Annotated in this window: 20 protein-coding genes and 3 tRNA genes; 18 read left to right on the top strand and 5 right to left on the bottom strand. The window is 37.2% G+C overall.

Annotated elements, in window-relative coordinates:
* Window positions 1-45 precede the first annotated feature (45 nt).
* Window positions 46-1,563, top strand: coding sequence for an FMN-binding glutamate synthase family protein (locus ACLI50_RS17345; RefSeq protein ID WP_202843453.1), 1,518 nt, complete (start codon window positions 46-48; stop codon window positions 1,561-1,563).
* Window positions 1,564-1,627: 64 nt separating this feature from the next.
* On the opposite strand, the gene ACLI50_RS17340 is transcribed toward ACLI50_RS17345, so the two are convergent.
* Complete coding sequence (locus ACLI50_RS17340; protein ID WP_411414303.1) at window positions 1,628-2,395, bottom strand: hypothetical protein; 768 nt, start codon at window positions 2,393-2,395, stop codon at window positions 1,628-1,630.
* 55 nt (window positions 2,396-2,450) lie between these two features.
* On the opposite strand from ACLI50_RS17340, the gene ACLI50_RS17335 reads away from it, so the two are divergent.
* Window positions 2,451-2,888 carry an RNA-binding S4 domain-containing protein gene (locus tag ACLI50_RS17335; protein WP_110009516.1) on the top strand — a complete coding sequence of 146 codons (438 nt, stop codon included), beginning with the start codon at window positions 2,451-2,453 and terminating at the stop codon, window positions 2,886-2,888.
* 19 nt (window positions 2,889-2,907) lie between these two features.
* On the opposite strand, the gene ACLI50_RS17330 is transcribed toward ACLI50_RS17335, so the two are convergent.
* Window positions 2,908-3,423: a shikimate kinase gene (locus tag ACLI50_RS17330; RefSeq protein ID WP_047428102.1), complete on the bottom strand. Its 516-nt coding sequence runs from the start codon at window positions 3,421-3,423 to the stop codon at window positions 2,908-2,910.
* Window positions 3,424-3,538: 115 nt separating this feature from the next.
* On the opposite strand from ACLI50_RS17330, the gene ACLI50_RS17325 reads away from it, so the two are divergent.
* The 3 genes from ACLI50_RS17325 (at window position 3,539) to ACLI50_RS17315 (ending at window position 3,857) form a co-directional block, all read left to right on the top strand.
* Window positions 3,539-3,611, top strand: a tRNA-Lys gene (locus ACLI50_RS17325).
* Between the two features lie 35 nt (window positions 3,612-3,646).
* A tRNA-Leu gene (locus ACLI50_RS17320) sits at window positions 3,647-3,729 on the top strand.
* A gap of 55 nt (window positions 3,730-3,784) precedes the next feature.
* Window positions 3,785-3,857, top strand: a tRNA-Lys gene (locus ACLI50_RS17315).
* 183 nt (window positions 3,858-4,040) lie between these two features.
* Here ACLI50_RS17315 and panC read toward each other — a convergent pair.
* Window positions 4,041-4,889, bottom strand: coding sequence for a pantoate--beta-alanine ligase (gene panC, locus ACLI50_RS17310; protein WP_330745365.1), 849 nt, complete (start codon window positions 4,887-4,889; stop codon window positions 4,041-4,043).
* 170 nt (window positions 4,890-5,059) lie between these two features.
* Between panC and ACLI50_RS17305 the strand changes: the two genes are divergently transcribed.
* The 9 genes from ACLI50_RS17305 to ACLI50_RS17265 all read left to right on the top strand — a co-directional run bounded on the left by ACLI50_RS17305 (window position 5,060) and on the right by ACLI50_RS17265 (window position 15,730).
* Window positions 5,060-5,830 carry a glycogen/starch synthase gene (locus tag ACLI50_RS17305; RefSeq protein WP_411414302.1) on the top strand — a complete coding sequence of 257 codons (771 nt, stop codon included), beginning with the start codon at window positions 5,060-5,062 and terminating at the stop codon, window positions 5,828-5,830.
* Window positions 5,831-5,844: 14 nt separating this feature from the next.
* Window positions 5,845-7,494 (top strand): DUF4270 family protein, encoded by a 1,650-nt coding sequence (locus ACLI50_RS17300; protein WP_411414301.1) that lies wholly within the window; start codon window positions 5,845-5,847, stop codon window positions 7,492-7,494.
* A 30-nt stretch (window positions 7,495-7,524) separates the two neighbouring features.
* Window positions 7,525-9,378 carry a glutamine--fructose-6-phosphate transaminase (isomerizing) gene (glmS, locus tag ACLI50_RS17295; RefSeq protein ID WP_110009512.1) on the top strand — a complete coding sequence of 618 codons (1,854 nt, stop codon included), beginning with the start codon at window positions 7,525-7,527 and terminating at the stop codon, window positions 9,376-9,378.
* A gap of 108 nt (window positions 9,379-9,486) precedes the next feature.
* A complete protein-coding gene (gene porK / locus ACLI50_RS17290) occupies window positions 9,487-10,908 on the top strand; it encodes a T9SS ring complex lipoprotein PorK/GldK (RefSeq protein WP_110009511.1) in 1,422 nt (473 codons plus the stop codon).
* 56 nt (window positions 10,909-10,964) lie between these two features.
* Window positions 10,965-11,657 (top strand): type IX secretion system motor protein PorL/GldL, encoded by a 693-nt coding sequence (gene porL / locus ACLI50_RS17285; protein WP_110009510.1) that lies wholly within the window; start codon window positions 10,965-10,967, stop codon window positions 11,655-11,657.
* A 51-nt stretch (window positions 11,658-11,708) separates the two neighbouring features.
* Window positions 11,709-13,301 (top strand): type IX secretion system motor protein PorM/GldM, encoded by a 1,593-nt coding sequence (porM, locus tag ACLI50_RS17280; RefSeq protein WP_202843440.1) that lies wholly within the window; start codon window positions 11,709-11,711, stop codon window positions 13,299-13,301.
* A 22-nt stretch (window positions 13,302-13,323) separates the two neighbouring features.
* On the top strand, window positions 13,324-14,262 hold the full coding sequence (gene porN, locus ACLI50_RS17275; protein ID WP_110009508.1) for a type IX secretion system ring subunit PorN/GldN: 939 nt from the start codon (window positions 13,324-13,326) through the stop codon (window positions 14,260-14,262).
* Between the two features lie 138 nt (window positions 14,263-14,400).
* A complete protein-coding gene (locus ACLI50_RS17270; protein WP_343644052.1) occupies window positions 14,401-15,435 on the top strand; it encodes an NAD(P)/FAD-dependent oxidoreductase in 1,035 nt (344 codons plus the stop codon).
* Window positions 15,436-15,469: 34 nt separating this feature from the next.
* Window positions 15,470-15,730: a SemiSWEET transporter gene (locus ACLI50_RS17265; protein ID WP_343644050.1), complete on the top strand. Its 261-nt coding sequence runs from the start codon at window positions 15,470-15,472 to the stop codon at window positions 15,728-15,730.
* Window positions 15,731-15,784: 54 nt separating this feature from the next.
* Here ACLI50_RS17265 and ACLI50_RS17260 read toward each other — a convergent pair whose 3' ends face one another.
* Both ACLI50_RS17260 and ACLI50_RS17255 read right to left on the bottom strand, forming a co-directional pair.
* Complete coding sequence (locus tag ACLI50_RS17260; protein WP_110009505.1) at window positions 15,785-16,219, bottom strand: META domain-containing protein; 435 nt, start codon at window positions 16,217-16,219, stop codon at window positions 15,785-15,787.
* 38 nt (window positions 16,220-16,257) lie between these two features.
* On the bottom strand, window positions 16,258-16,650 hold the full coding sequence (locus ACLI50_RS17255; RefSeq protein ID WP_120233455.1) for a multicopper oxidase domain-containing protein: 393 nt from the start codon (window positions 16,648-16,650) through the stop codon (window positions 16,258-16,260).
* A 635-nt stretch (window positions 16,651-17,285) separates the two neighbouring features.
* On the opposite strand from ACLI50_RS17255, the gene ACLI50_RS17250 reads away from it, so the two are divergent.
* The 4 genes from ACLI50_RS17250 (at window position 17,286) to ACLI50_RS17235 (ending at window position 23,542) form a co-directional block, all read left to right on the top strand.
* Window positions 17,286-17,672: a hypothetical protein gene (locus ACLI50_RS17250; RefSeq protein ID WP_110009503.1), complete on the top strand. Its 387-nt coding sequence runs from the start codon at window positions 17,286-17,288 to the stop codon at window positions 17,670-17,672.
* 145 nt (window positions 17,673-17,817) lie between these two features.
* Window positions 17,818-18,900, top strand: a complete 1,083-nt coding sequence (locus ACLI50_RS17245; protein WP_411414327.1) for an efflux RND transporter periplasmic adaptor subunit — start codon at window positions 17,818-17,820, stop codon at window positions 18,898-18,900.
* Window positions 18,901-18,921: 21 nt separating this feature from the next.
* Window positions 18,922-22,113, top strand: a complete 3,192-nt coding sequence (locus ACLI50_RS17240) for an efflux RND transporter permease subunit (protein ID WP_395972559.1) — start codon at window positions 18,922-18,924, stop codon at window positions 22,111-22,113.
* Entirely contained in the window at window positions 22,085-23,542 is a 1,458-nt protein-coding gene (locus ACLI50_RS17235; RefSeq protein WP_202843429.1) for a TolC family protein, read from the top strand. Before ACLI50_RS17240 ends, ACLI50_RS17235 begins: the two co-directional genes overlap by 29 nt.
* The last annotated feature ends 156 nt before the right edge of the window (window positions 23,543-23,698 follow it).

The raw sequence follows: 23,698 nt of genomic DNA, 5'->3' as shown, positions 1-23,698 counted from the left end.
AAAAATTCTACTAAATTTATTTTTAAACTTTTAAATACTACATTCATGAGAGATAAGTTTTTATCTTGGGGAATTGTATTAGTAGCTGCTACATGGATTGTAGCAATACTGATCAGAGCGCATTATTGGATACCTACGCTGTTATCCGCAATTTATGCATTGGGTGTTTACAATGCTTACCAATCGAAACATGCTATTTTGAGGAACTTTCCTGTATTGGGATACTTCAGGTATTTTTTCGAAAGTATTTCACCCGAAATGCAACAATACTTTATTGAAAGGGAAACAGATGGGAAACCATTTCCAAGAAACCAGCGTTCTGCAGTATACAGACGTGCAAAAAATTTAAGTGATACGGTAGCTTTTGGTACGCAGCTGGAAGTAAATCACAGAAAGTATGAAGGGATCAAGCATTCTATTTATGCAAAATCACCATCAGAAGAACTTCCGAGAGTATGGGTTGGAGGAGAACAATGTACACAGCCTTATCATGCTTCTTTATTTAACATCTCAGCAATGAGTTTCGGGGCCTTGAGTGACAGAGCACAGATCTCACTGAACAGAGGAGCCAAAAAAGGAAACTTCTATCATAATACAGGGGAAGGAGGAATTTCACCTTATCACCTGGAAGGAGGAGATCTTTGCTGGCAGATCGGAACAGGATATTTCGGATGCCGTGACGAGGAAGGGAAATTCAACCCTGAATTATTTACAAAATATTCCACGCTTCCTAATGTTAAAATGATTGAAATCAAATTATCACAGGGAGCAAAACCAGGACACGGAGGAGTGCTTCCGGGAGTAAAAAATACACCGGAAATTGCAGCGATTCGTCATGTCACACCGGGAATGACTGTTATTTCACCACCATCCCATAGCGCTTTTTCTGATGCTGGCGGATTGCTGAGGTTTGTACAGCAGTTAAGAGAACTTTCAGGAGGAAAGCCAATTGGTTTTAAACTTTGTATCGGTGATACCAAAGAATTTGAAGATATCTGTGTACAGATGAATGTATTGAAAATTTATCCTGATTTCATTACCATAGATGGTGCAGAAGGAGGAACAGGAGCTGCACCACCGGAGTTTTCAGATGGAGTAGGGATGCCGTTGGAACCTGCTTTGATCTTTGTGAACAGAACGCTTAATAACTATAACCTGAGAAGTAAATTAAGAGTGATTGCCAGTGGTAAAGTTCTTACCAGTCTTGATATTCTGAGAGCCATTGCCATGGGAGCCGATATGTGTAACAATGCCAGAGGATTTATGTTCTCTTTGGGATGTATCCAGGCCCTGAGATGTAACTCCAACAATTGTCCTACAGGAGTTGCTACACAGGATAAAATGCTTATTAAAGGACTCGATGTAACAGATAAGGCAGAAAGAGTGTATCACTTCCATAAAAATACACTTCACACCTGCAATGAACTCATTGCGGCTGCAGGAAGAAGTTCTTATGAAGAAGTAGACGCCACCATGTTTATGAGAGGAGATGAGTTTGACCACCTTGCAGATCTTTATTTCCCGGATATTTTAGGAAATGTAAAACAGAAAGCAAGATCGTAATCAACATTACATATAACAAAAACACCGCCATTTATGCGGTGTTTTTTTATTGTATGAATATTTTTTATTGTTGTTGTTCTGTTGTCTGTTTATCACTATCAGGTCTGTCCTCTCTTCCATAAATCTGAAAGTTGAATACAAAAGTCCTGTTTCTGTAAGACATGTTTAAATATGGATAATGAGGGTTTCTTGCAAAAGCAGCTCTGGAAGGAACAATGATTACTCCCTGTAGGTTGTAAGGTGCCTCGCTGGAAAGATTATTGTATGCTTTGAACTTCTGTAAAGCTTCTCTGAACCCAGGGATTTGATAATATTTTGCTTTTTTTGCAGCATCAGTTGTACCAGCATCCAGTATTGATTTTTTTACATAATAATATGTAGGGTCAATAACAGGAACACCTGTTCCGTCAATAGTATTTAAAAAAGCGGTTTTTGATGTAAATGAAGTGTTTCCGTCAGAATTAACCGCCAGGTAAGAGTATGCTCTTCCCATGATTTTAATAATATCAGTATCTCCAATGGTTTTTGCAGAGGCAGCTGGTGGCTGAGCTCCGTCTCTCATAATGTAGATAGTTCCTGAAGGCAGTGTTATGGGACTCAGTTCAGACAGCTTCTTTTCAGTATCATCCGCAGTATCTGTAGAACTGAAAGCTTTTATATTACCCTGTGCATCCAGATAATTCTCATCCATGAACTTCTTAATGGCTTGATCATCATACGTGTTTTGCGTAGCAACATCTTCCGGCTCTACATAGGTTGATACATCATCATCTTTCTTACAAGCAGAAAAACACAAAGATCCTGCAAGGATATATAAAAATATTTTTTTCATTTCAAAAAACTTTAATTACTTTACAAATAATATAACGGCAAAAGTATAAAAAAATATGAGAATAGATAAATTTTTATGGAGCATTCGTTTTTATAAGACGAGAAGTATTGCAGCAGAGGAGATTAAAAAAAACAGAGTTTCTATAGGAACGTCTGCCGTAAAGTCGTCTAAAGAGGTAAAAGAAGGAGATACGATCAAAATCCGTAAGAATCAGATTGATTATAAAATAAAGGTAATTCAGATCCCCAAAAGCAGAATTGGAGCCAAGCTGGTACCTCTTCACATTCAGGACGTCACAGACAAAGAACAATACGAATTGCTGAAACTTCGTAAAATGTCACAGGACTATTACAGAAACAAAGGAGAGGGAAGGCCTACCAAAAAAGACAGAAGAGAAATGGATGAATATGTAGGCAATGATATCGACTCCGATTTTACAGACTGGGATGATTTCTTCGGAGAGACCGGCAGTGAAGGTGAGGATGAAGATTAATATAAAAAGTAAAAAAGCTCTAGAGATAGAGCTTTTCTATTATTTCGTTAACGATGTCTTCCGGTTCTCTGGAATCTGTCCCGACAGTGAATTGTGCTTTGCTGTAAAACTGATTTCTTTCAAACAAATGTTTGGCAATAAATTCCGGCAGGTCTTCATCTGATATATTGGCAATCAGTGGCCTTTTTTCTTTCTGCTTTGAAAGTCTTTCCACCAGTGTTCCCACTCCGGTTCTTAAAAAAACGCTCTTGGAGTTGTGATTGATGATCTCCATGTTATTATAATACACCGGGGTTCCTCCGCCAAGACTTAAAACTACATTTTCTTCAGAAGCCAATATCTCTTCAAGTGCCTCCCTTTCCAGTTTTCTAAAGTAAATCTCTCCCTTTTTCTCGAAAATTTCGGGGATGGTTAATTTATTTCTTCTGGAAATCTCTTTATCGAGGTCAATTAATTTAAAATCGATTTTTTCGCTTAATATTTTGGAAATGTGCGATTTGCCACTTCCCATGTATCCGATCAATGAAATTACCATGAATTTTTTTTAAACAAATTTGCGAAAAAGTTTTGAGATAAAGAAAAAAGTCATATCTTTGCACCACTTAAAACAAGGGACATTACTTAAATGAAAACTTGTTGCACAAGTGGCCGACTCGGTAGCTCAGCTGGTAGAGCAATACACTTTTAATGTATGGGTCCTGGGTTCGAATCCCAGCCGGGTCACTAGCAATAATAATTACTTAATTTGTGATTTTATTGCCTGCGTGGTGAAATTGGTAGACACGCCATCTTGAGGGGGTGGTTTCCTAAGGATGTGCTGGTTCGAGTCCAGTCGCAGGCACTGCAAAGAAAATTTTATAATTAATATTGAAATTTATTTCATTTTAATTGTGGCCGACTCGGTAGCTCAGCTGGTAGAGCAATACACTTTTAATGTATGGGTCCTGGGTTCGAATCCCAGCCGGGTCACAAGTTTACTGAAAAGTAAATTTTTTTCATATTAATATTTTGTGATTTGGTGTTTCAAAGGCTTCCTTCAGGAGGCCTTTGATTTTTGTATGCATCAAGGTTGTAAAATAATGTTTGCCTTACTTTATTCAATAAAAAAATCCCCGACCTAAGTCAGGGATCTGATATTTAAATCTGGAAAGATTAATCCAGATGCATATTGTCAATTAATCTTACACCATCTACTACCACTACAATAAATGCTCTGAAACTTCTGTCTTTATAGAAAAAATCAGTCTCCTGTAATGTTTTTTCATCAGCAATCAGGAAATATTCCAGTTTCATTCCCTGCTGGTCATCAAAAATATCAGCTACTCTTTCCTTGATTTCCGGAATCGTAACAGTTCTGAACCAGTCGTTTACTTTTTTTAAAGTCTCATAAATTACTTTAGAAGCTTCTCTCCGGTCTTCATGAAGCCTTTGATTTCTTGAGCTTAGCGCCAGTCCGTTTTCTGCCCTGTAAATAGGAACTCCGGTTATTTTAACAGGAAGATGCTTTTTCTCTACCATTTTTTTAATAATAGCAAGCTGCTGGAAATCTTTTTCACCAAAATAAGCATTATCAGGCTTTACCTGTCTGAAAAGTTCTTCCACAACAGTTCCTACGCCGTCAAAATGGCCTGGTCTTGATTTACCTTCCATCTCATTTTCCAGTCCGTCAAAATCATATCGCTGGCTTTCGGCTTTCTCAGGATAAATATCTGCTACCTCCGGAATATAAACTGCATCTACAAGACCAGAATTCTGAAGAATCAATATATCTCTGTTGACATCTCTTGGATATTTTTCCAGATCTTCAGGATTGTTAAATTGAGTTGGATTTACAAAAATCGAAGAAATAACAAGATCATTTTCCTTTCTTGCCTCTTCATACAGAGAAAGATGGCCTTTGTGCAGGGCACCCATGGTAGGGGCAAAGCCAATTCTTTTTCCCATTTCTTTCTGTCTTTCAATGAAATCCTGAAGGACTTTTCTGTTTTTTAGAACTTCCATAGTTTATTTTAATACTATTTCAAAAATACTAAAAATATCGCATAATAATATGTGGTTTTAATAATTTGAAAAGGGAATTTTCGTAAAAAAATGTTAATTAAAATAATGTTGGATGTTTTTTTGTAATTTTGCACATTAAAGCATTTTTACAAAAATTAGATAGAAAGTTTATGCCGAATCAAAAAATACTGTACATTACTACAGAGATGTATCCATATCAGGAAGATACAAATATGGCTGCAGTGGTAAACAAAATGGCACTTAAGATGCACCAAGAAGGCAATGATGTAAGAGTTTTTATGCCAAGATTTGGACAAATAAGTGAGAGAAAATTCCAGCTTCATGAAGTAATCCGTCTTTCAGGGATGAATATTATTATCAATGATCTGGATCAGCCTCTGATCATTAAAGTAGCGTCTCTTCCGGGGGAAAGACTTCAGGTTTACTTTATTGATAATGAAGAATACTTCAAAAGAAAACAATATTATTTCGACGATGAAGGAAACCCTTTTGAAGACAACGACGAAAGAGCTATTTTCTTTGCCAGAGGAGTTATTGAAACCATTAAGAAACTAAACTGGGTGCCGGATGTTATCCATTTAAATGGATGGATGTCTTCTTTTGTTCCAATTTATCTTAAAACGTACTACGAATCAGATACTTATTTCAAAGACGCGAAAATTATACTTTCTCTTTACAATGAGAAAGATGCCGACCTGGATAAAAAGATTGACGATAAACTGCAGTTTGATAATATTTCAGGATTAAAAGCGTTAGATAACCCAACGATTAAAAGTTTTGTTATCGAAAGTATGAACTATGTAGATGCCGTTGTGAAAGGTGATGAGTTTCTGGATGAAGATCTGGATAAGGCTTTCAACGAAACTGCTACCCAAAAATCAGAGTATCTGGACATAGATTCAATAAATCAACTTTATTAAAAAACACATTTTTAATGACTCATAATCTTAAAAGGACCTTCGCCATACTTTTGATGGCGTTTTTCGGAAGTACATTCCTTCATAACTGTGAACCGGATCCAGATTCTCTTGGTGAGCAGTTGTTTAATGATGATGCAGCACAAGGTAATGAAATTGCATATCCCGTTATCGCATACAATTATAGTAACAACGATTCAATCAGAAGTGATGCTGCCAGACTGATCAGTGCGGTGAGCGAATCTGGTTCGGCTTCCTATGTAGGTGTTCTTGGAGCATTTACTGAAAACCAGTTTGGAATGCAGAAAGCTTCTTATGTTACTCAGCTGAGAATGCCGGTAGATAATTATGATTTTAACGGAGCGAATCCAAAAGTAGATTCTGTAGTTCTTGTAGTGAGACCACCTGCAAATACTGCTGCGAATACCTACTTCTTTGAAGGCGATTCATTAAAAACAAAAACATTTGAGAAAACTGATTTTCCGGTAGATGGAGTTGCTACAGCAGTTTCCATTGAAAAGAAAATGTACCCTGTTCGTAAATACGGTAAAACAGCAGGTTCAAAATCAATGAAAATCAATGTACATGAAGTAACCACGTTCATAGATGCAAATGATGACAGTTTCAAACGTTCCAATAAAACAATAAGTACTGGTGAACTGCTGGGATCAGGAGTATTTGACGGTACTATCAGTTCTACATCTATCACTAAAAAATCTGACAACTCAGTTGTATTTACCGGAAACTTAGGATTCAGAATGAAATTGAGTAACACAGATTTTTTCCAGACTCATATTCTTGATAAAAAAGGAAAACCTGAGCTTCAGGATGCTTCCAACTTTATCAGATATTTTAAAGGAATAAAAATTTCTGTGGATGAAACGGATAAATATCTCTACCAGTTCTCTCCTAATGATTTACAGCTTATCATGTATTATAAATATGATAAAACGGATAACGGAACAACAACAAGACCGCAGACAACCCTTAATTTCAACCTAGGAGGTTCTAATGCGCATCTCGGTCTGTATGAATACAGCAGATCCGGATCATCTTTTGCGGCTGCATTGGCTGCAAGTAATCCTAGTGAAGGTGATGAAAGACTTTTTGTTCAGGGAATGGGAGGACCTTCAGTGGTAGTTAAGATTAAAGATGAGACGATTGCAAAGCTTAAGGATATTTTTGTTAAAGATAAAGCAGGTATTGTAAGTGCTAAAATCAGAATCTATCTTGATGCTGCAACATGGAAAAATACAGGTTCTACTGAAGACCGAAGATTTTCACTTTTAACCAATACATTAGATGCTGGTGGTAAAATTGACTACAAAAAACTGGCGTTTACTTCAGATCTTACCAACGGGCTTGGATTATATTATTTTAAAGATAAACCTGAACCAGGTTATTATGATTTTGTCGTAACAAAAACAGTTAAGGATCTTGTAGAAGGGAAGAAAGAAACAGTAGATGGAACTGAACAGCTGGTTGTTAATAAACCTTTAATAATCAGTGCAGGAACATTTGCTGCCAATGCTACAGGAACCCTTTTAGGAGTTCGTAATACAACAAGAGCATTTGATATGAACAGAATTATTCTTACAGGAGTAGATAAAACCAATACGAATCCGAAGAGAATCCAGTTATTGGTGACTTACGGAACGAAAAAATAGAACAACAAACAACACTATACAAAATAAAATATGTGCGGAATAGTAGGATATACAGGATTTCAAGACGCTTATGAAATTGTAATTAATGGTCTTAGAAGATTGGAATATAGAGGGTATGACAGTGCCGGAATTGTTTTAGAAGGTTCAGATAACAAGCTGGAAGTAGAAAAAACAAAAGGTAAAGTGGAGGATTTGGTGAATATTTCCAAAGAGCTAAAAGGAAAGTCTAAAATTGGAATGGGACACACCCGTTGGGCAACCCATGGAGTTCCAAGTGACAGAAACTCCCATCCGCACTTGTCAAACAACGGAAAAATTGCAATTGTACACAATGGTATTATCGAAAACTATGATACCATTAAGACAATGCTTACTGAAAAAGGATTCACTTTCAAATCAGAGACAGATACTGAAGTATTGGTAAACCTTATTCAGTATTTTATGGATCTTAATCCTGAAATTGATTTCCCTACAGCAGTGAGATATGCATTGAATGAAGTATATGGAGCATATGCCATCACTGTACTTCATGAAGATTATCCAGGTGTATTGGTCGTAGGAAGATTAGGTTCTCCTCTTGCAATCGGAATCGGAGATAAAGAATATTTTATCGCTTCCGATGCTTCTCCATTCGTAGAATTTACAAAAGAAGCTATTTATCTTGAAGAAGGGCATATGGCAACGATCTCTCTTGAAAACGGAGTAGATATCAGAACCATCAATGAAAACTCTAAAATTGAGCCTGAAATTCAGGAGCTTAAATTAAGCCTTGAACAGATAGAAAAAGGTGGCTACGAGCATTTCATGCTTAAAGAAATCTTCGAGCAGCCTAAATCTGTACACGATACAATGAGAGGTAGACTTCTTGTAGATGAAGGAGTTATTAAAATGGCAGGAATCTGGGATCATGTTGAGAAATTCAAAAACGCCAACAGGATTATTATCATTGCCTGCGGTACTTCATGGCATGCGGGTCTTATCGGAGAATATCTGATTGAAGAATATGCAAGAATCCCTGTTGAAGTAGAATATGCATCAGAGTTCAGATACAGAAACCCGATTATTACTGATAAAGATGTGGTGATTGCCATTTCTCAGTCCGGAGAAACTGCTGATACAATGGCTGCTTTAAAATTAGCAAAAGAAAAAGGTGCATTTATATATGGTATATGTAATGTTGTAGATTCTTCCATTGCAAGAATTACAGATGCAGGTTCTTATACCCATGCTGGCCCGGAAATCGGGGTTGCTTCTACCAAAGCATTTACAGCACAGCTTACCATTCTTACTTTAATTGCCTTTAAATTAGGAAAACACAACGGAAACCTAGGAAACGCAGAATTTATGAGCTTAATTGCTGAGCTTGATGCTATTCCTAAGAAAATTGAAGATGTGTTAAATACCACTCATGAGCTTACGCAGAATATTGCAAAAGATTTTGTGAAAGCTACCAATTTCCTTTACCTGGGAAGAGGATACAATTATCCTGCAGCCCTGGAAGGAGCATTAAAATTAAAAGAAATTTCTTATATCCATGCAGAAGGATACCCGGCTGCAGAAATGAAGCACGGTCCGATTGCCCTGATCGACGAAAACATGCCGATTGTAATTATAGCACCTAGAAAAGGTCACTATGATAAAATTGTAAGTAACGTTCAGGAAATTAAAGCGAGAAAAGGAAAAATTATCGCTGTAGTGAATAAAGGAGACCGTCAGGTGAGCGAAATGGCAGATTATGTTATCGAAATCCCTGAAACTTCAGAATGTTTCTCTCCAATCGTTGCTTCCGTACCTCTTCAACTGCTTGCTTATTATATTGCAGTATATAGAGGAGCCAACGTAGATCAACCGAGAAACCTTGCAAAATCTGTTACCGTGGAATAAAAAGTTGTTGTAAATAAAATAAATTTAGATTTCTTCCGTTATTTCAAAAAAAATCTTAAAAGTTTCTTAAAAAAATTATATATTTACGGCTTAATTATAAAAATTAACATGAAAAGGATATTTCTTTTATTATTGTCTGCGTCGGTAGCATCGGTATCTTGTTCAGGTGGTGGCAGCTCTTCTGTAGGGAAGCCAGGAACAAAAGGAGAATTGATACCAAGAGAAAAAACTAAATCATTTGTTGCGGAAAGACCATACGGAATGGTCGCAATTCCTGCAGGTTCGTTTGTTGCTGGTTTAGCAGACCAGGATCCGACGAATACACCTGAAAAAGCATCATTGAAGACAGTTACTGTTTCTTCTTTCTTCATGGATGAAGCAGAAACTACCAATGCGGAGTACAGAGTATTTATCAATTATGTAAGAGACTCTATCGCAAGAACTTTACTAGCTGAAGCTGCCGGAGAAGGTGGTGACGAAGGTGGACGTAAAGGAGCAAGCATAGGAGATTACGCATACCTTGCTAAAAAAGAAGAAAATTTAACACCTTATCAAGAATATATGGAAGGCCAGGGCGGCCGTGAAGACGGAAGCTATGATGCCAGCAAAAGATTAGATTGGAAAATCCCTTTACACTGGAGTACATCAAAATATCCGGATGTAGAATACGCAGAAGTTTTAGAATCTATGTATCTGCCTTCTTCTTCAAGAATTGGAAACGAAAGAATTTTAGATGTAAGTAAGCTGAAATATACTTACCGTTGGGGAGATATGGACGCTGCTGTTGCAGATAACGAAAGAGGAGCTAACTACCTGAAAAGTGAAAGTATCGCGATCTATCCTGATACTACAGTTTGGGTAAAAGATTTCCACTTTGCTTACAATGAGCCATTGTTTGAACAGTATTTCTGGCACAAGGCTTATAAAGACTATCCTGTTGTCGGGGTTACCTGGGATCAGGCAAGGGCTTATTGTAACTTCAGATCTAAATTGAAATCAGATTACAACGAAAGTTTAAAAAGAAAAAAACAAAAACCATTAGTATTTCGTCTTCCAACAGAAACTGAATGGGAATATGCTGCCAGAGGTGGTATGCAAAATGCTACTTACCCTTGGGGTGGTCCATATTTAATGGATGACAGAGGTTGCTACCTTGCCAACTTCAAGCCTAAGAGAGGTAACTACATGGAAGACGAGAAAAAAGGTACTTATACATATACAGCTCCAGTTAAGAAATTTAAGAAAAATGGGTTTGGGTTATTTGATATGGCTGGAAACGTTTCTGAATGGACATTATCTTCTTTTAACAACTCTTCAGCTGGATTCACTTCTACATTAAATCCTTCTACTAAGGATAAAAAGGATACGAAGAAATCCGTAAGAGGTGGATCTTGGAAAGATATAGGATATGCACTGATGACAGGTGCGAGAGATTGGGAAAGAAAAGATTCCGCAAGAAGCTATATCGGATTCAGAACTGTACAGGACATTCCTGAAGCAGCCGTTAAACCAAGAAGAGTTAACAGATAACTAATCAGACAATTTTCAATAACAATTTTATTTAACATTAAAAAAACTAACTCAATATGTTTAAGACTAAAGATGCTTGGATGAATTTCTTTTATTCATTCGGTGCTGCAATTGTAATTCTTGGAGCTTGGCTTAAAATTACTCACATTACCTTAGGACCTATTAATGGTAACATCGCGCTTACTGTAGGACTTATTACTGAGGCTATTATCTTTATCATCTTTGCATTTGACCCTCCAAAAACTGAAGAGTCTTATGCCTGGGAAAATGTTTATCCTGAGTTATTAGATAAACATGCGAATCCAAATCCTTTACATTCTAATGTAACAACTAAAAATACAAGCGCTCAATTTGCTGAATTGGAAAACTCTCTTTCCAGCAAATTGGATAAAATGCTTGAAGATGCCAGATTAGACGTTCAATTATTTGAAAGATTAAGAACAGGAATTGATAAATTCTCAAACTCTGTTGATCAGATTAATCAGACTGTTGACGTATCTGCTTCTACTCATAAATATAACGACCAGTTGAATAAAGCAGCTCAGCATATGGAAAGTATGAATGCACTTTATGCAATGCAGCTTGAAAGCGGTAAGAGACAATCTGAATTTGCTAACAAGTATGTTGCTGATATGCAGAAATCTGCAGAGCAATCTGAGAAATTCAACCAAGAGCTACAAGGTTTAACATCTAATCTTAATAACTTAAATAGAGTTTATGGTGGTATGCTAACCGCTATGAAGTCTTAATTCCTAACCATTTCTAAATTAACTACTTAATCAAAAAACAAAGAAAAGAGAATGGCACAAGGAAAACAGACCCCTCGTCAGAAGATGATCAACCTGATGTATTTGGTGTTCATCGCGATGATGGCCCTAAATATTGATGCAGAAATCATCAGATCATACTATGACTCTACCAGAGCATTAAATGAAACCAGAACTTTAACAGAAAGAAAGAACGAGAAGATCTTTGAGAGAACGTTGGAAGCTAAAGCTCAGCAAGTTCCTGATACTTACGCACAGCCTTGGGCTCAGTACAAAGTATTGAAAACCAAAATTGATGCGTTGGTGAAATCTGCTCAGGATGTTAAAGATTTGTTGAAAAAACAATCTGAGTTTCACGATAAGGATCCTAAAACAGGAAAAGATATTGATGTAAGTGAAAACTTTGCTGCATTGAACAACAACGAAGCTACTACTGAATATTTCTTTAAGGAAGGAGATGAAAATACTCCATCAAAGAATGCACTGGATCTGAAAGCTAAAATTGATGATGTAAGAAACTACATCAATGCTACTTTCGGAAGCAATGCCCAGTTACAGGATTTAGTAGCAAGAGCCAATAAGTCTCTTATTGCGGAGTATCCTAAAGGAACATCTCCCAATGAAAAGACCTGGTTTCAGAATAAATTTTACCATCAGCCGCTAATCGCTGCGATATCTAATTTGGAAATTATCCAAAATGATGCCAGAAACGTTCAGTCTGATGCATTGGCACTATTACTTCAGGAAAAAGTAGATGCGAATATCAAATTCTCAAGCTATGAGCCTATTGTTTCAGGTCCGGTAGATATCCAGGCAGGAAAACAGGCTGAAGTAAAAGTAATGCTGGGAACTTATTCTAACAGTAACAAGATCAGCATCTCTGGAGTAAGCAGAGTAGAAAACGGTAAAGGTGTTATGCAAATTTCAGGTTCTGGAATTGGTGAACATAAATTAGGAGGTACAATTACATTAACAGATGCTTCAGGGAAACCTCAGTCTTTCCCTTGGACACATACTTATAATGTAATTGCAGGACCAAGAGAAGTAAAACTTGAAAAAGGATTATTACTTTCTGCCGATAAGATGAATGTAATGTATAGAGGACTTGAGAACCCTGTTTCAGGATCAATCTTAGGTGCTGACAATTCTAAACTTTCATTATCTGCAGCAGGAGCTACTGTGAAGAGTACAGGTCAGGGTAAATGGAATGTTACTCCTACAACAGGAAATGTAGTGAAGTTAACATTATCAGGAACAGATCCATATGGTAAAACAGTTTCTCAGGTATTTGAATATAGAATTAAGAATATCCCTAGACCACAAGGTCAGATCAGAGGTAAAGCTGTAAACTTTATGCCGGTTGGTTCTATTCCTAACCAGATTGTTTCTGCTACTTTACCAGACTTTGACTTCCCTGTTTCATTCACTGTTAATAGCTTTATTATTAAGCTTCCAGGAAAAGCAGGTACTCTGATTCAAGGTAGCTCACTATCAGGAGCAGAAGGTATGCTTAGAAACCTAAGACCTGGTGATGTAGTTCAGATTTATGATATTCAGGCTACGGCTACAGGATTGGGTAACCAGAGACTTAAGGAAATTTCACCTGTAATTATTAATGTTCAATAAGGTTAATTTGTAAAATCATATTATGAAAAAATATATTAGCACCCTTTTAGTTTTAGTTTCGGGATTCGCTTTTTCCCAGACTATTCTGAATGCTGCTTCTCCTGAGGAATTCAGACAAATGAGAGCTGAATCAATGAGAAAAGCAGGGGATACTGTTATCAGCAATAAAGTAAAGCCTCTTGAATATGGTTTCGTTGATGACAAGGATATTTACAAAAGTATGTTTGTTTGGGAAATCATTGATATGAATGATAAGATCAACCAGCCGTTTTATTATGACAATCCGGATGGTCTTCTTTCCAGCTCTACAAGATCATTATATCAATTATTACTTGATGGAGCCCTTAAAGGTGACATCAAAGAAGTTTATGATGACGAAAACTTCGTTACCAGACTTTCACCGGAAGCCATTCAGAAAAGATTGGAAAGTGTAAGACTTGACGAAGAAGCTATCGATATCCTTAACTCTGGAAGAACACTTACAGAAGACGAGAAGAAAAGATTAACAGATATCATCAGAACAACTACTGATAAAGTAAAAGTTCTTAAAGTGATGGGTATGTGGTTTATCGATAAAAGAGATGGTCAGATGAAATACAGACCGCTTGGTATCGCAGCTATGGGTCCGGATCCGACATCTGTTGGAAGAATTGGTCCTGATGGTCAACCTTTAGCTGGTGCTGATGAACTGATCGATTTGTTCTGGATTTACTATCCAAGTGCTCGTGATATTTTAGCAAACAACTATGTTTTCAATAGAAAAAATTCTTCTGCTGACTTATCTTTCGATGATGTCATCAATGCAAGAAGGTTCTCTTCTATTATCTACAAATCTTCAAGCGGTTTAGGAGATGGTACTATCAAAGACTATATTCCTAGAAATGCTGAAGAGCAGCTGGAAGAAAGCGACAGAATCAAAGCACAGATTCTTGACATGGAAAATGATATGTGGAATTACTAAATTTCACTTGATATTTATAGAAAACCTGAGTATTTTTACTCAGGTTTTTTTATGATAAAATCGCCCTTTGTTTATACCGAACAATAACCAATGACACAGGCGATCACATATGACCTTTAAACAAATGAAATTTCTCATATGAAGCATGTAGATTATATTATTGTAGGAGACGGATATGCAGGGCTTTTTCTGGCCCATCAGCTAATTAAAAATGATAAATCTTTCGTCATTTTTACTGAAGGACGAAAAAGTGCTTCCCAGGTCTCAGCAGGAATTATCAATCCTGTGGTCCTGAAGAAGTTTACCACATTCTGGAAAGCGCAGGAACAAATAGATTTTCTTAAAGACAGTCTTAAAGAAATAGAATCATATACAGGGGAAAATTATCTGATCAATGCTCCTATTCACAGAATTTTTCATGATGAGAATGAACAGAATTTATGGCTGAAAAAATCCGCAAATGAAGAATTGTCGAATTTTCTTGATCAGAATTTTGATCGTTTAGAGGTAGTAAAAAACGACTTTCTTACAGGAAAGGTGGATCAATCTGCTAGATTGAATGTTAATGGATTTTTTAGCGGTTTATTCGATTATTTTGAAAAAAATGATCAATTGGTAAAGGAAAAATTTGATTATTCAAAATTAAATCCATCTGAATCCACTTATAAAGATTATACCTTCAAAAATATTATTTTCTGTGAAGGAATGGGTGTGAAAGACAATCCCTATTTTTCGGAGATCACCGTGAATCCTAACAAAGGCCACCACATCAGGGTGAAACTTTCCCAGCCAATTCCTGAAAACATAACCATTAAGAAAAAACACTTTTTATTTCCAACCGGAAACGGACTGTATTTTTATGGAGGGACCTATGACAGGGAGCAGCTTCACCATCACATTGATGAATCAGCAGTTGACCAATTGGTGAAGGGACTTTCAGAATTTTATCCTTATGATTTTGAAGTGGAAGAAGTACATTTTGGATTCCGCCCCACAGTAAAAGATAGAAGACCCATCATTGGAAGACATGAAACATTCGGTAATCTTTACGTTTTTAACGGGCTTGGTGCCCGTGGTATCCTCAACGGCTGCTATTTTGCAAGAGATTTATTCCGTTTTATTGAACAGGATATTCCATTGCATGAAGAAGTTTCACTGAAAAGATTTCAATAGTGTATCTTAGTGTTAATTTCCAAACTGAAAATCTATGGATGAAAATATATTAGGTATCGTTGCCGGCGTTCTTACTTCTATTTCGATGATTCCACAGCTTGTCAAAGTAATCAGAGAAAAAAATGTGGAAGATATTTCCTTACTCATGCTGCTGGTTCTTATTTCAGGGCTTTCTTTGTGGGTATGGTATGGCTTTGCAAAAGATGAACTTCCCATTATTTTGTCAAACGCATTTGCTGTTCTGGTCAATGTCAGCCTTCTGGTATGCTATATGATGTACAATAAAAAAAAATAAAAAAATACGCCTCATCATGATGAAGCGTATTTTTTTTATGTAAGTGAAATTTAATTATTGAAGAACAAATTTAGCTAAAGGGGCCATTCTTGCTTTGTTTAAAGTAAGGGTATTTCCGTTTACAGAGTAATTATCTGCTGCCAGGATTGCTTTCGTAAATTGATTTTCAATATCAAGATCTTCACAAGCCATCATGGTAGACATTCCCTGATTGAACTTAATTCTCATTACCTCAGGTTTGATCTCAAATGTTCCTCCCAAGCCATTACATCCGGCATGTCCCTGATATCTCATTCCATCCATTTCAAGTTTGAAATAAGGATTGTTTTTAGGATTCTTCAGTTCAATCGGTTTCCCGTTAAGCTCTGTAAGTTTCCACGTTTTTCCTGTAATATCAGTTGTCGCTTTTTGAGCATTTTGTGTTGTACACGAAACAACTAAAAATGTTGCGATTACAAGTGCCGAAAAATAATAATATAAACTTTTCATAATGTTTATTTTTTTAATTAGAATTGCTAATCCCTATGCTAATACGATGCCATTTTTGCAGGACCAGACTCTTTTTTTGCCTGTTTAAGATGAAACAGAACCATATCTACATTCTTTTTCAGGAAAGTGATATTGCCTTTAATATCAGAATATTGATACTCTTCATTAGAGGCTGTATATTCAGGTAAGGCATCACTTTTTTTAAGGTCAAAAGTTTTACCGTTTAAATGTATTGTTGCTGTATTTTTGGTATTGTTGATGGTCACTTCTATTTTTTCTCCATAACTGTCAACATACACATTTTTTGAAATGTCATCTGTATTTTCTGGGGCAGCAGCGGTAATGGTTTCAGCTTCTTTTCCTGGATGCTTACACGCTGTTAGGGAAATAAGGGTCAATCCGAAAAGGATTGGTACTAATAAATTTTTCATAGTGATAAGTGATTTTAAAGTGTTTCATGAATTATGATATTAATGCTATATAAATTTACAAATATTTTTAATAAATATGTGTTAATTTTTCATAAACTAACAGATAATTAAAATATTAGCTCGTTTAACTCACAGTTTTTTGAAACAGAATTCACGAAACAGAAGGTAATAATTATTGTGGAAAATTTAGGATAAACCTTGTTAATTCAGGATTTTTAAAAGGACTTGTTTCGAGGAGGATAGTGTAGTTTTTCTTCATTTTTCATTTGTTGTGTAAATTTTTGGCAAAAATAATTCAAAAAGAAGAGAAGAACAATAAGTTAATGTTAATAATCTGAAATTATGATAAAGTTTAGTTTGGATAAGTGGGTCAAAATAGAATACCGGGACACGTGAAAATGTTCAAAAAAGCAACAGCTTTAAAATTAAAATTTCCTTAAATCCAAAAAAGTGGCTTAATATTTGAAAATTCAAATGGGCACAGATGAAAGATTGGAATTGCTTGAATTATGCTTAAATAAAGGAAATGTTAAATACTTTTCATTGTTTTATTTTCAGGTATTTTAAAGGAGAGTTAAATTTTGTTAATCTGCTATGATAGTATCATAATCTGGGTGTACATTTGCAACTTCAAAATGAGAAACTTTATAGTATACTTTTTAACCGGTCTTTTTCTGCTCTTTGTAGTGGAAAGCAGACTCAACGTTAAAACGCTTCGAAATGACTATTCCGGTCATGTTTCTCATCATATGCCCAAAAGAGCCAACCGCCTGAATCAGACTTTTGAAAAGCTCTCCATTCAGCAAATGGCAGACAATGTAGACAATTCCACTTTAGAACTTACCGAAAACGATTTCCAGCTGTCTGATGTATGGCAGGCTATTGTTGTTTTTGCCGGAGTTTTCAGTCTTGTTTATATTTTTGGATTGAAAAGTTGTAAGCGGTCAAAACCGGATATTCATGGTTTTGTTCTTGGCTTATCTACCAAAAGATTCATTCTTATCCGTTCCATTAGAATTTAAGAATTCCCCGTTTTATTGATTTTCTGCCTGATTCCGGGTAGAAATACTTTACGCTGTGTATGCCGGTAATCATCACACCGTACTCCTTTTATTACCGTTTTATTCTATCAAAACATTAACGATTTATATAAACTCTAGAATTATGATAAAGAGAGTTGTTTCGGGAATTGCACTGAGTGTCCTTCTGCTGGTAGTTGGCTGCAATAAGAAAAAAGAAGAAAAAGAAGAAGTTACCGTATATCCGGTGACATCCCCTGTGGTAATGGATACCGTAATCAATAAAGAATACGTAGCCCAGATTCAATCTGTAAAAAACATTGAAGTGAGAGCTCAGGAAAAAGGTTTCCTGGAAAAAATCTTTGTAGATGAAGGCCAGTACGTACAGGCCGGACAAACATTGTTCCGGATCATGCCTAAATTGTATCAGGCAGAATTATTAAAAGCAAAAGCAGAAGTGGAACAGGCTTCCATTGAGCTGAAAAACGCAAGTACATTAGCAGGAAACAATATCGTTTCTAAAAATGAAAAAGCAATGGCAAAAGCCAAACTGGATGCTGCCAACGCAGAAATGAAACTGGCGCAGATCCATCTTTCCTTTACTGACATCAAAGCACCGTTTTCCGGTATTATCAACAGAATTCCTCTGAAGTTGGGAAGTCTTGTAGATGAAGGTGATCTGCTGACTTCATTGTCAGACAATACAAGTATCTATACCTATTTCAATGTTTCTGAACCTGAATATCTGAGCTATCAGACTCATGCTGCAGATCGTGGCAGCAACCAGGTTTCTCTGATTACAGCCAATGGAGAAATGTATACACAAAAAGGAGAAATTCAGACGATTGAAGGAGAATTTGATAATGAAACAGGAAATATTGCTTTCCGAGCGAAATTCCCTAATCCTGATAAACTTCTGAGAAACGGAGAAACCGGGAAAGTACAGATGTCAATGCCGGTTCATAATGCATTGATCATTCCACAGAAAGCAACCTATGAAATCCAGGATCAGAAATATGTATTTGTGATTGATAAAAATGGAGTAGCTAAATCCAGAAATATCAAAGTAGCCTATGAACTTCCGGACTTGTATGTAGTGGCATCAGGAATTTCAAAAGGAGATCAGATTCTTTTGGAAGGAGTTCAGAAAGTAAAGGATGATCAGAAAGTGAAAACAAAATTCCAGGATCCTAAGAAAGTTCTTCAATCATTGAAACTAAAAGCAGAGTAGTGGTCTCTAAAACGAAACAGTATGTTTAAGAAATTCATTCGCAGACCAGTTCTGTCCATAGTAATCTCATTGATTATTGTATTTATGGGAATATTGTCATTGGTAAAACTTCCGGTGACACAGTTTCCTTCCATTTCTCCGCCTAAAGTAAATATCACCGCAGAATATCCCGGAGCCAACAACGAACTGTTGATTAAATCCGTAGTAATCCCCTTAGAAAGAGGATTAAATGGAGTTCCCGGTATGAAATACATGACTTCAGATGCCGGAAATGACGGGGAAGCTTCCATTCAGATTGTATTTGATCTGGGTACGGATCCCAATGTAGCTGCAGTAAACGTGCAGAACCGTGTATCTTCAGTAGTCAATAAACTTCCGCCTCTGGTAGTACGTGAAGGAGTAAAGATCACGCGTGAAGAACCCAACATGTTGATGTATATTAACCTGTACAGTGACGATCCTAAAGCTGATCAGAAATTCCTTTTCAACTATGCAGATATCAATGTAATGTCTGAATTGAGAAGGGTGAGCGGTGTAGGTTTTGCAGATATCCTGGGAACCCGTGAATATGCCATGCGTATCTGGCTTAAACCGGATAGATTAACCGCCTATAACATCTCAGCAGATGAAGTAATGGAATCTCTGAATGAGCAGAGTTTGGAAGCTTCCCCTGGGAAAACAGGTGAAAGTTCAGGAAAACGTTCACAGTCTTTCGAATATGTATTAAAATATCCCGGACGTTTTAATAACGAAAAAGATTATGGAAACATTATTTTAAAAGCCAAACCGAACGGAGAATCTGTAAGGTTAAAAGATGTAGCGGATATAGAATTCGGAAGTTCAATGTATGATATTTATTCTACACTGAACGGAAAACCTTCCGCAGCGATCACCGTAAAACAATCCTACGGATCCAATGCAAGTGACGTTATCAAAAATGTAAAAGCATTGATGAAGGATCTTGAAAAAAATAACTTCCCGAAAGGAATGCATTACGATATCAGTTATGACGTATCAAGATTCCTGGATGCCTCCATGGAAAAAGTTATCCACACATTGTTTGAGGCCTTTATTCTGGTTGCTATCGTAGTATTCCTGTTCCTTGGAGACTGGCGCTCAACATTGATTCCGGCATTAGCTGTTCCGGTTTCATTGGTGGGAACATTTGCTGTCATGTCCGCTTTTGGAATTACCCTGAATATGATTTCTCTATTTGCCCTGGTAATGGCCATCGGGGTTGTGGTAGATGACGCGATCGTAGTTATTGAAGCTGTTCACGCCAAGATGGAAGAAAAACATCTTTCACCATTAAAAGCCACCGAGGAGGCCATGCATGAGATCAGTGGAGCAATTATCGCTATTACGCTGGTAATGGCATCCGTATTCATTCCGATTGCCTTTATGTCCGGACCGGTTGGGGTATTTTATCGTCAGTTCTCCATTACAATGGCTTCGTCCATTATTTTATCTGGGGTTGTGGCACTTACTTTGACACCGGCATTATGTGCTCTGATCCTGAGAAATAATCATGGAAAAGCTAAGAAGAAAACTCCGGTTACTCTTTTCCTCGATAAATTCAACAACCTGTTTACAAAAGGAGCAGGGAGATATGAAAAGCTGTTGAATAAAACAGTGACGAAAAAGACAATAACACTACCGCTGTTATTAGCATTCTGTGCATGCACATTCTTCCTGAGCAACTCTTTACCTTCCGGATTTATTCCGGCTGAAGACCAGGGAATGATTTATGCCATTATTCAGACACCTCCGGGATCCACCTTGGAAAGGACCAATCAGATTGCCAGAGAACTTCTGAGAGAATCAGAAGATATTGATGGAGTACAATCAGTTTCTTCCCTTGCAGGATATGAGATTTTGACGGAAGGTACCGGATCTAATTCAGGAACCTGTCTGATCAACCTTAAAAGTTGGGAAGAGCGTAAAGAATCTGCTGCCGAAATCATTGAAAAGCTCGAAGAAAAGGCCAAAAATATTCCGGGAGCCAATATTGAATTCTTCCAGCCGCCTTCCGTTCCCGGATATGGAGCTGCAGGAGGTTTTGAACTTCGTTTGCTGGATAAAGCAGGAAGTGGCGACTATCATAAAATGGAACAGGTGAGTAATGACTTTGTGAAGGAGCTTAAGAAGCGCCCGGAACTTGGTTCGGCATTTACATTCTATTCTGCAAGTTTCCCGCAATATATGCTTAGGATAGACAATGATCTTGCAGAGCAAAAAGGAGTAACCATTGAAAAAGCAATGGATAACCTGTCTACATTGATCGGTTCCAACTATGAAACGAGTTTCATCCGCTTTGACAGGCCGTATAAGGTCATTGTTCAGGCTGGCCCTCAATATCGTGCACTTCCAACTGACCTGTTGAAGCTGTATGTTAAAAATGATAAAGACCAGATGGTTCCCTACTCAGATTTTATGAGGCTTGAAAAAGTATACGGACTATCGGAGATTACAAGACACAATATGTATAACTCTGCAGAAGTAAGTGGAACGCCTGCTCCCGGATACAGTAGTGGCCAGGCGATCAAAGCGATTCAGGAAGTTGCAGATAAAACACTTCCAAGAGGGTTTGGTATCGACTGGGCGGGTATCTCTAAAGACGAAGTAAGCCGTGGTAATGAAGCTATATTTATCTTCCTGGTTTGTTTAGGATTTGTCTACCTGATTCTTTCTGCACAGTATGAAAGTTTCATCCTTCCGCTTCCGGTTATTTTATCTCTGCCTACAGGTATTTTTGGAGCCTTTTTATGCTTAAAACTCTTAGGACTGGAGAATAACATTTATGCACAGGTGGCGATGGTGATGCTGATCGGACTATTAGGTAAAAATGCGGTGTTGATTGTTGAATTTGCCGTACAGAAGAAAGCCGAAGAAGGAATCCCAGTGGCAAAAGCTGCTATTGAAGGTGCTGCCATCCGTTTCCGTCCGATTTTGATGACCTCATTTGCCTTCATTGCCGGATTAATTCCATTGGTGATTGCAACGGGGCCGGGAGCAATTGGTAACAGAACCATTGGTACAGCAGCAGCAGGAGGAATGCTAATCGGAACTATTTTCGGATTAATGATTATCCCCGGATTGTATTATATCTTCGGAACCATTGCTGATAAGTCACGATTGGCAAGATATGAAGAAGAGAATCCTTTAACAGAACAAACTGAACCTTATGAACATGATGGAAAATTCGAAGACTAAAAATATAATCACAGCCATTACCTTATCACTTGTACTTGCAAGTTGTAAGGCGCCGATGGCGACTGTTATAAAAGATGAGGTAAAAGAAAATATTCCTCAGAACTTTAATCAGGAAGAGCAGCAGGATGCCAACAATAACAGCGGAACCACACCCTGGAGACAGTTCTTTACGGATCCAAACCTGGTAACTCTTATTGAAACGGCTTTAAAAAATAATCAGGAGCTGCTGATTACTCTTCAGGAGATTGAGATTGCTAAAAGTGGTGTTTTAGCTAAAAAAGGAAGATTAACCCCAACGGTGTCTGCAGGAGTAGGAGCAGGACTGAAAAAATCCGGACGCTATACCAGCGAAGGAGCAGGTGATGCTACCACAGAAATTGAACCGGGAAAGGAAATGCCAGATCCGCTTGGAAATTTTGAAGCAGGATTAAATGCCAGCTGGGAGATTGACATCTGGAAAAAGCTCAGAACGGAAAAAGAATCTGCCGTAGCCCATTATCTTTCTACAGTAGAAGGGAAAAACTTTGTTTTATCTAATCTTATTGAAGAAGTTGCCGATAATTATTATGAATTGCTGGCGCTGGATAATCAATTGGATATTATACAGCAGTATATCAAGCTTCAGCAAAAAGCACTGGAAATTTCTAAAATTCAGAAAGAAGCCGCTGCTGCAACAGAATTGGCGGTGAAGAAATTTGAAGCAGAACTGGCAAAATCCAAAGCGGCAGAATATACCATCCGCCAGCAGATTACTGAGAAAGAAAATGAAATTAATGCTTTGCTGGGAAGATATCCACAGCCGATTGTGAGAACGAAGGAAAACTTTATGTCTACCATTCCTCCGACGGTTTATACCGGAATACCATCTCAGTTATTAGCCAACCGTCCTGATATCAAACAGGCCGAGCTGGAATTAAAAGCTTCAAAACTGGATGTGGAAGCGGCAAGAAAAGAGTTTTATCCTTCCCTGGAAATCTCGGCAACATTAGGCCTGGAGGCTTTCAAACCTTCATACCTTGTTAAAATGCCGGAATCAATAGCTTACAATCTTGTGGGTGAATTAGCAGGACCATTAATTAACAAAAGTGCCATAAAAGCGAATTTTCAGACAGCAGATGCAAAACAGGTTCAGGCATTGTACGAATATGACAAAACGATTTTGAATGCTTATCTGGACGTTGCCAATCTGATGTCAAAGGTTAAAAATATAGATCAGTATTATCAACTGAAATCTCAGGAAACGAAAGCCCTGGATCAGTCTATTGATATTGCCAATCAGTTATTCCGAAATTCAAGAGCAGATTATCTTGAGGTTCTTTTGAACCAAAGAGATGCTTTGGATGCTAAAATGGAACTTATTGAGGCAAAACAGAAACAGCTCAGCACAGTAGTTGACATCTATAAAAGTTTAGGTGGAGGCTGGAAATAAAACATCATAATTCTATCAATAAACAGTTAATGTTTTTTGGAAGGGTCAATTCTTTTGAGTTGGCCCTTTTTTATTTTTAAGCAACATGTTTTTGTCGTTGTGGCCGCGCCAGTTGGAGGATCATGTTAAATGAAAACAGATCATCTAAGAATATTT

It is taken from the genome of Chryseobacterium cupriresistens, from assembly GCF_046614675.1.
Lineage (GTDB): Bacteria > Bacteroidota > Bacteroidia > Flavobacteriales > Weeksellaceae > Chryseobacterium > Chryseobacterium cupriresistens.
The sequence above is the reverse complement of the archived record's forward strand: the minus strand, read 5'-3'. Positions and strand labels throughout refer to the sequence as shown.

What these genes read in the sequence shown, in the direction of transcription:
- ACLI50_RS17335 (WP_110009516.1), top strand. Translation starts at nt 2,451, where the DNA reads ATGAGAATAGATAAATTTTTATGGAGCATTCGTTTTTATAAGACGAGA.
- porN (WP_110009508.1), top strand. Translation starts at nt 13,324, where the DNA reads ATGAAAAAATATATTAGCACCCTTTTAGTTTTAGTTTCGGGATTCGCT.
- ACLI50_RS17270 (WP_343644052.1), top strand. Translation starts at nt 14,401, where the DNA reads ATGAAGCATGTAGATTATATTATTGTAGGAGACGGATATGCAGGGCTT.
- ACLI50_RS17345 (WP_202843453.1), top strand. Translation starts at nt 46, where the DNA reads ATGAGAGATAAGTTTTTATCTTGGGGAATTGTATTAGTAGCTGCTACA.
- ACLI50_RS17300 (WP_411414301.1), top strand. Translation starts at nt 5,845, where the DNA reads ATGACTCATAATCTTAAAAGGACCTTCGCCATACTTTTGATGGCGTTT.
- panC (WP_330745365.1), bottom strand. Translation starts at nt 4,889, where the DNA reads ATGGAAGTTCTAAAAAACAGAAAAGTCCTTCAGGATTTCATTGAAAGA.
- ACLI50_RS17330 (WP_047428102.1), bottom strand. Translation starts at nt 3,423, where the DNA reads ATGGTAATTTCATTGATCGGATACATGGGAAGTGGCAAATCGCACATT.
- porL (WP_110009510.1), top strand. Translation starts at nt 10,965, where the DNA reads ATGTTTAAGACTAAAGATGCTTGGATGAATTTCTTTTATTCATTCGGT.
- ACLI50_RS17235 (WP_202843429.1), top strand. Translation starts at nt 22,085, where the DNA reads ATGAACATGATGGAAAATTCGAAGACTAAAAATATAATCACAGCCATT.
- ACLI50_RS17255 (WP_120233455.1), bottom strand. Translation starts at nt 16,650, where the DNA reads ATGAAAAATTTATTAGTACCAATCCTTTTCGGATTGACCCTTATTTCC.
- porK (WP_110009511.1), top strand. Translation starts at nt 9,487, where the DNA reads ATGAAAAGGATATTTCTTTTATTATTGTCTGCGTCGGTAGCATCGGTA.
- ACLI50_RS17265 (WP_343644050.1), top strand. Translation starts at nt 15,470, where the DNA reads ATGGATGAAAATATATTAGGTATCGTTGCCGGCGTTCTTACTTCTATT.
- porM (WP_202843440.1), top strand. Translation starts at nt 11,709, where the DNA reads ATGGCACAAGGAAAACAGACCCCTCGTCAGAAGATGATCAACCTGATG.
- ACLI50_RS17250 (WP_110009503.1), top strand. Translation starts at nt 17,286, where the DNA reads ATGAGAAACTTTATAGTATACTTTTTAACCGGTCTTTTTCTGCTCTTT.
- ACLI50_RS17305 (WP_411414302.1), top strand. Translation starts at nt 5,060, where the DNA reads ATGCCGAATCAAAAAATACTGTACATTACTACAGAGATGTATCCATAT.
- ACLI50_RS17340 (WP_411414303.1), bottom strand. Translation starts at nt 2,395, where the DNA reads ATGAAAAAAATATTTTTATATATCCTTGCAGGATCTTTGTGTTTTTCT.
- ACLI50_RS17240 (WP_395972559.1), top strand. Translation starts at nt 18,922, where the DNA reads ATGTTTAAGAAATTCATTCGCAGACCAGTTCTGTCCATAGTAATCTCA.
- glmS (WP_110009512.1), top strand. Translation starts at nt 7,525, where the DNA reads ATGTGCGGAATAGTAGGATATACAGGATTTCAAGACGCTTATGAAATT.
- ACLI50_RS17260 (WP_110009505.1), bottom strand. Translation starts at nt 16,219, where the DNA reads ATGAAAAGTTTATATTATTATTTTTCGGCACTTGTAATCGCAACATTT.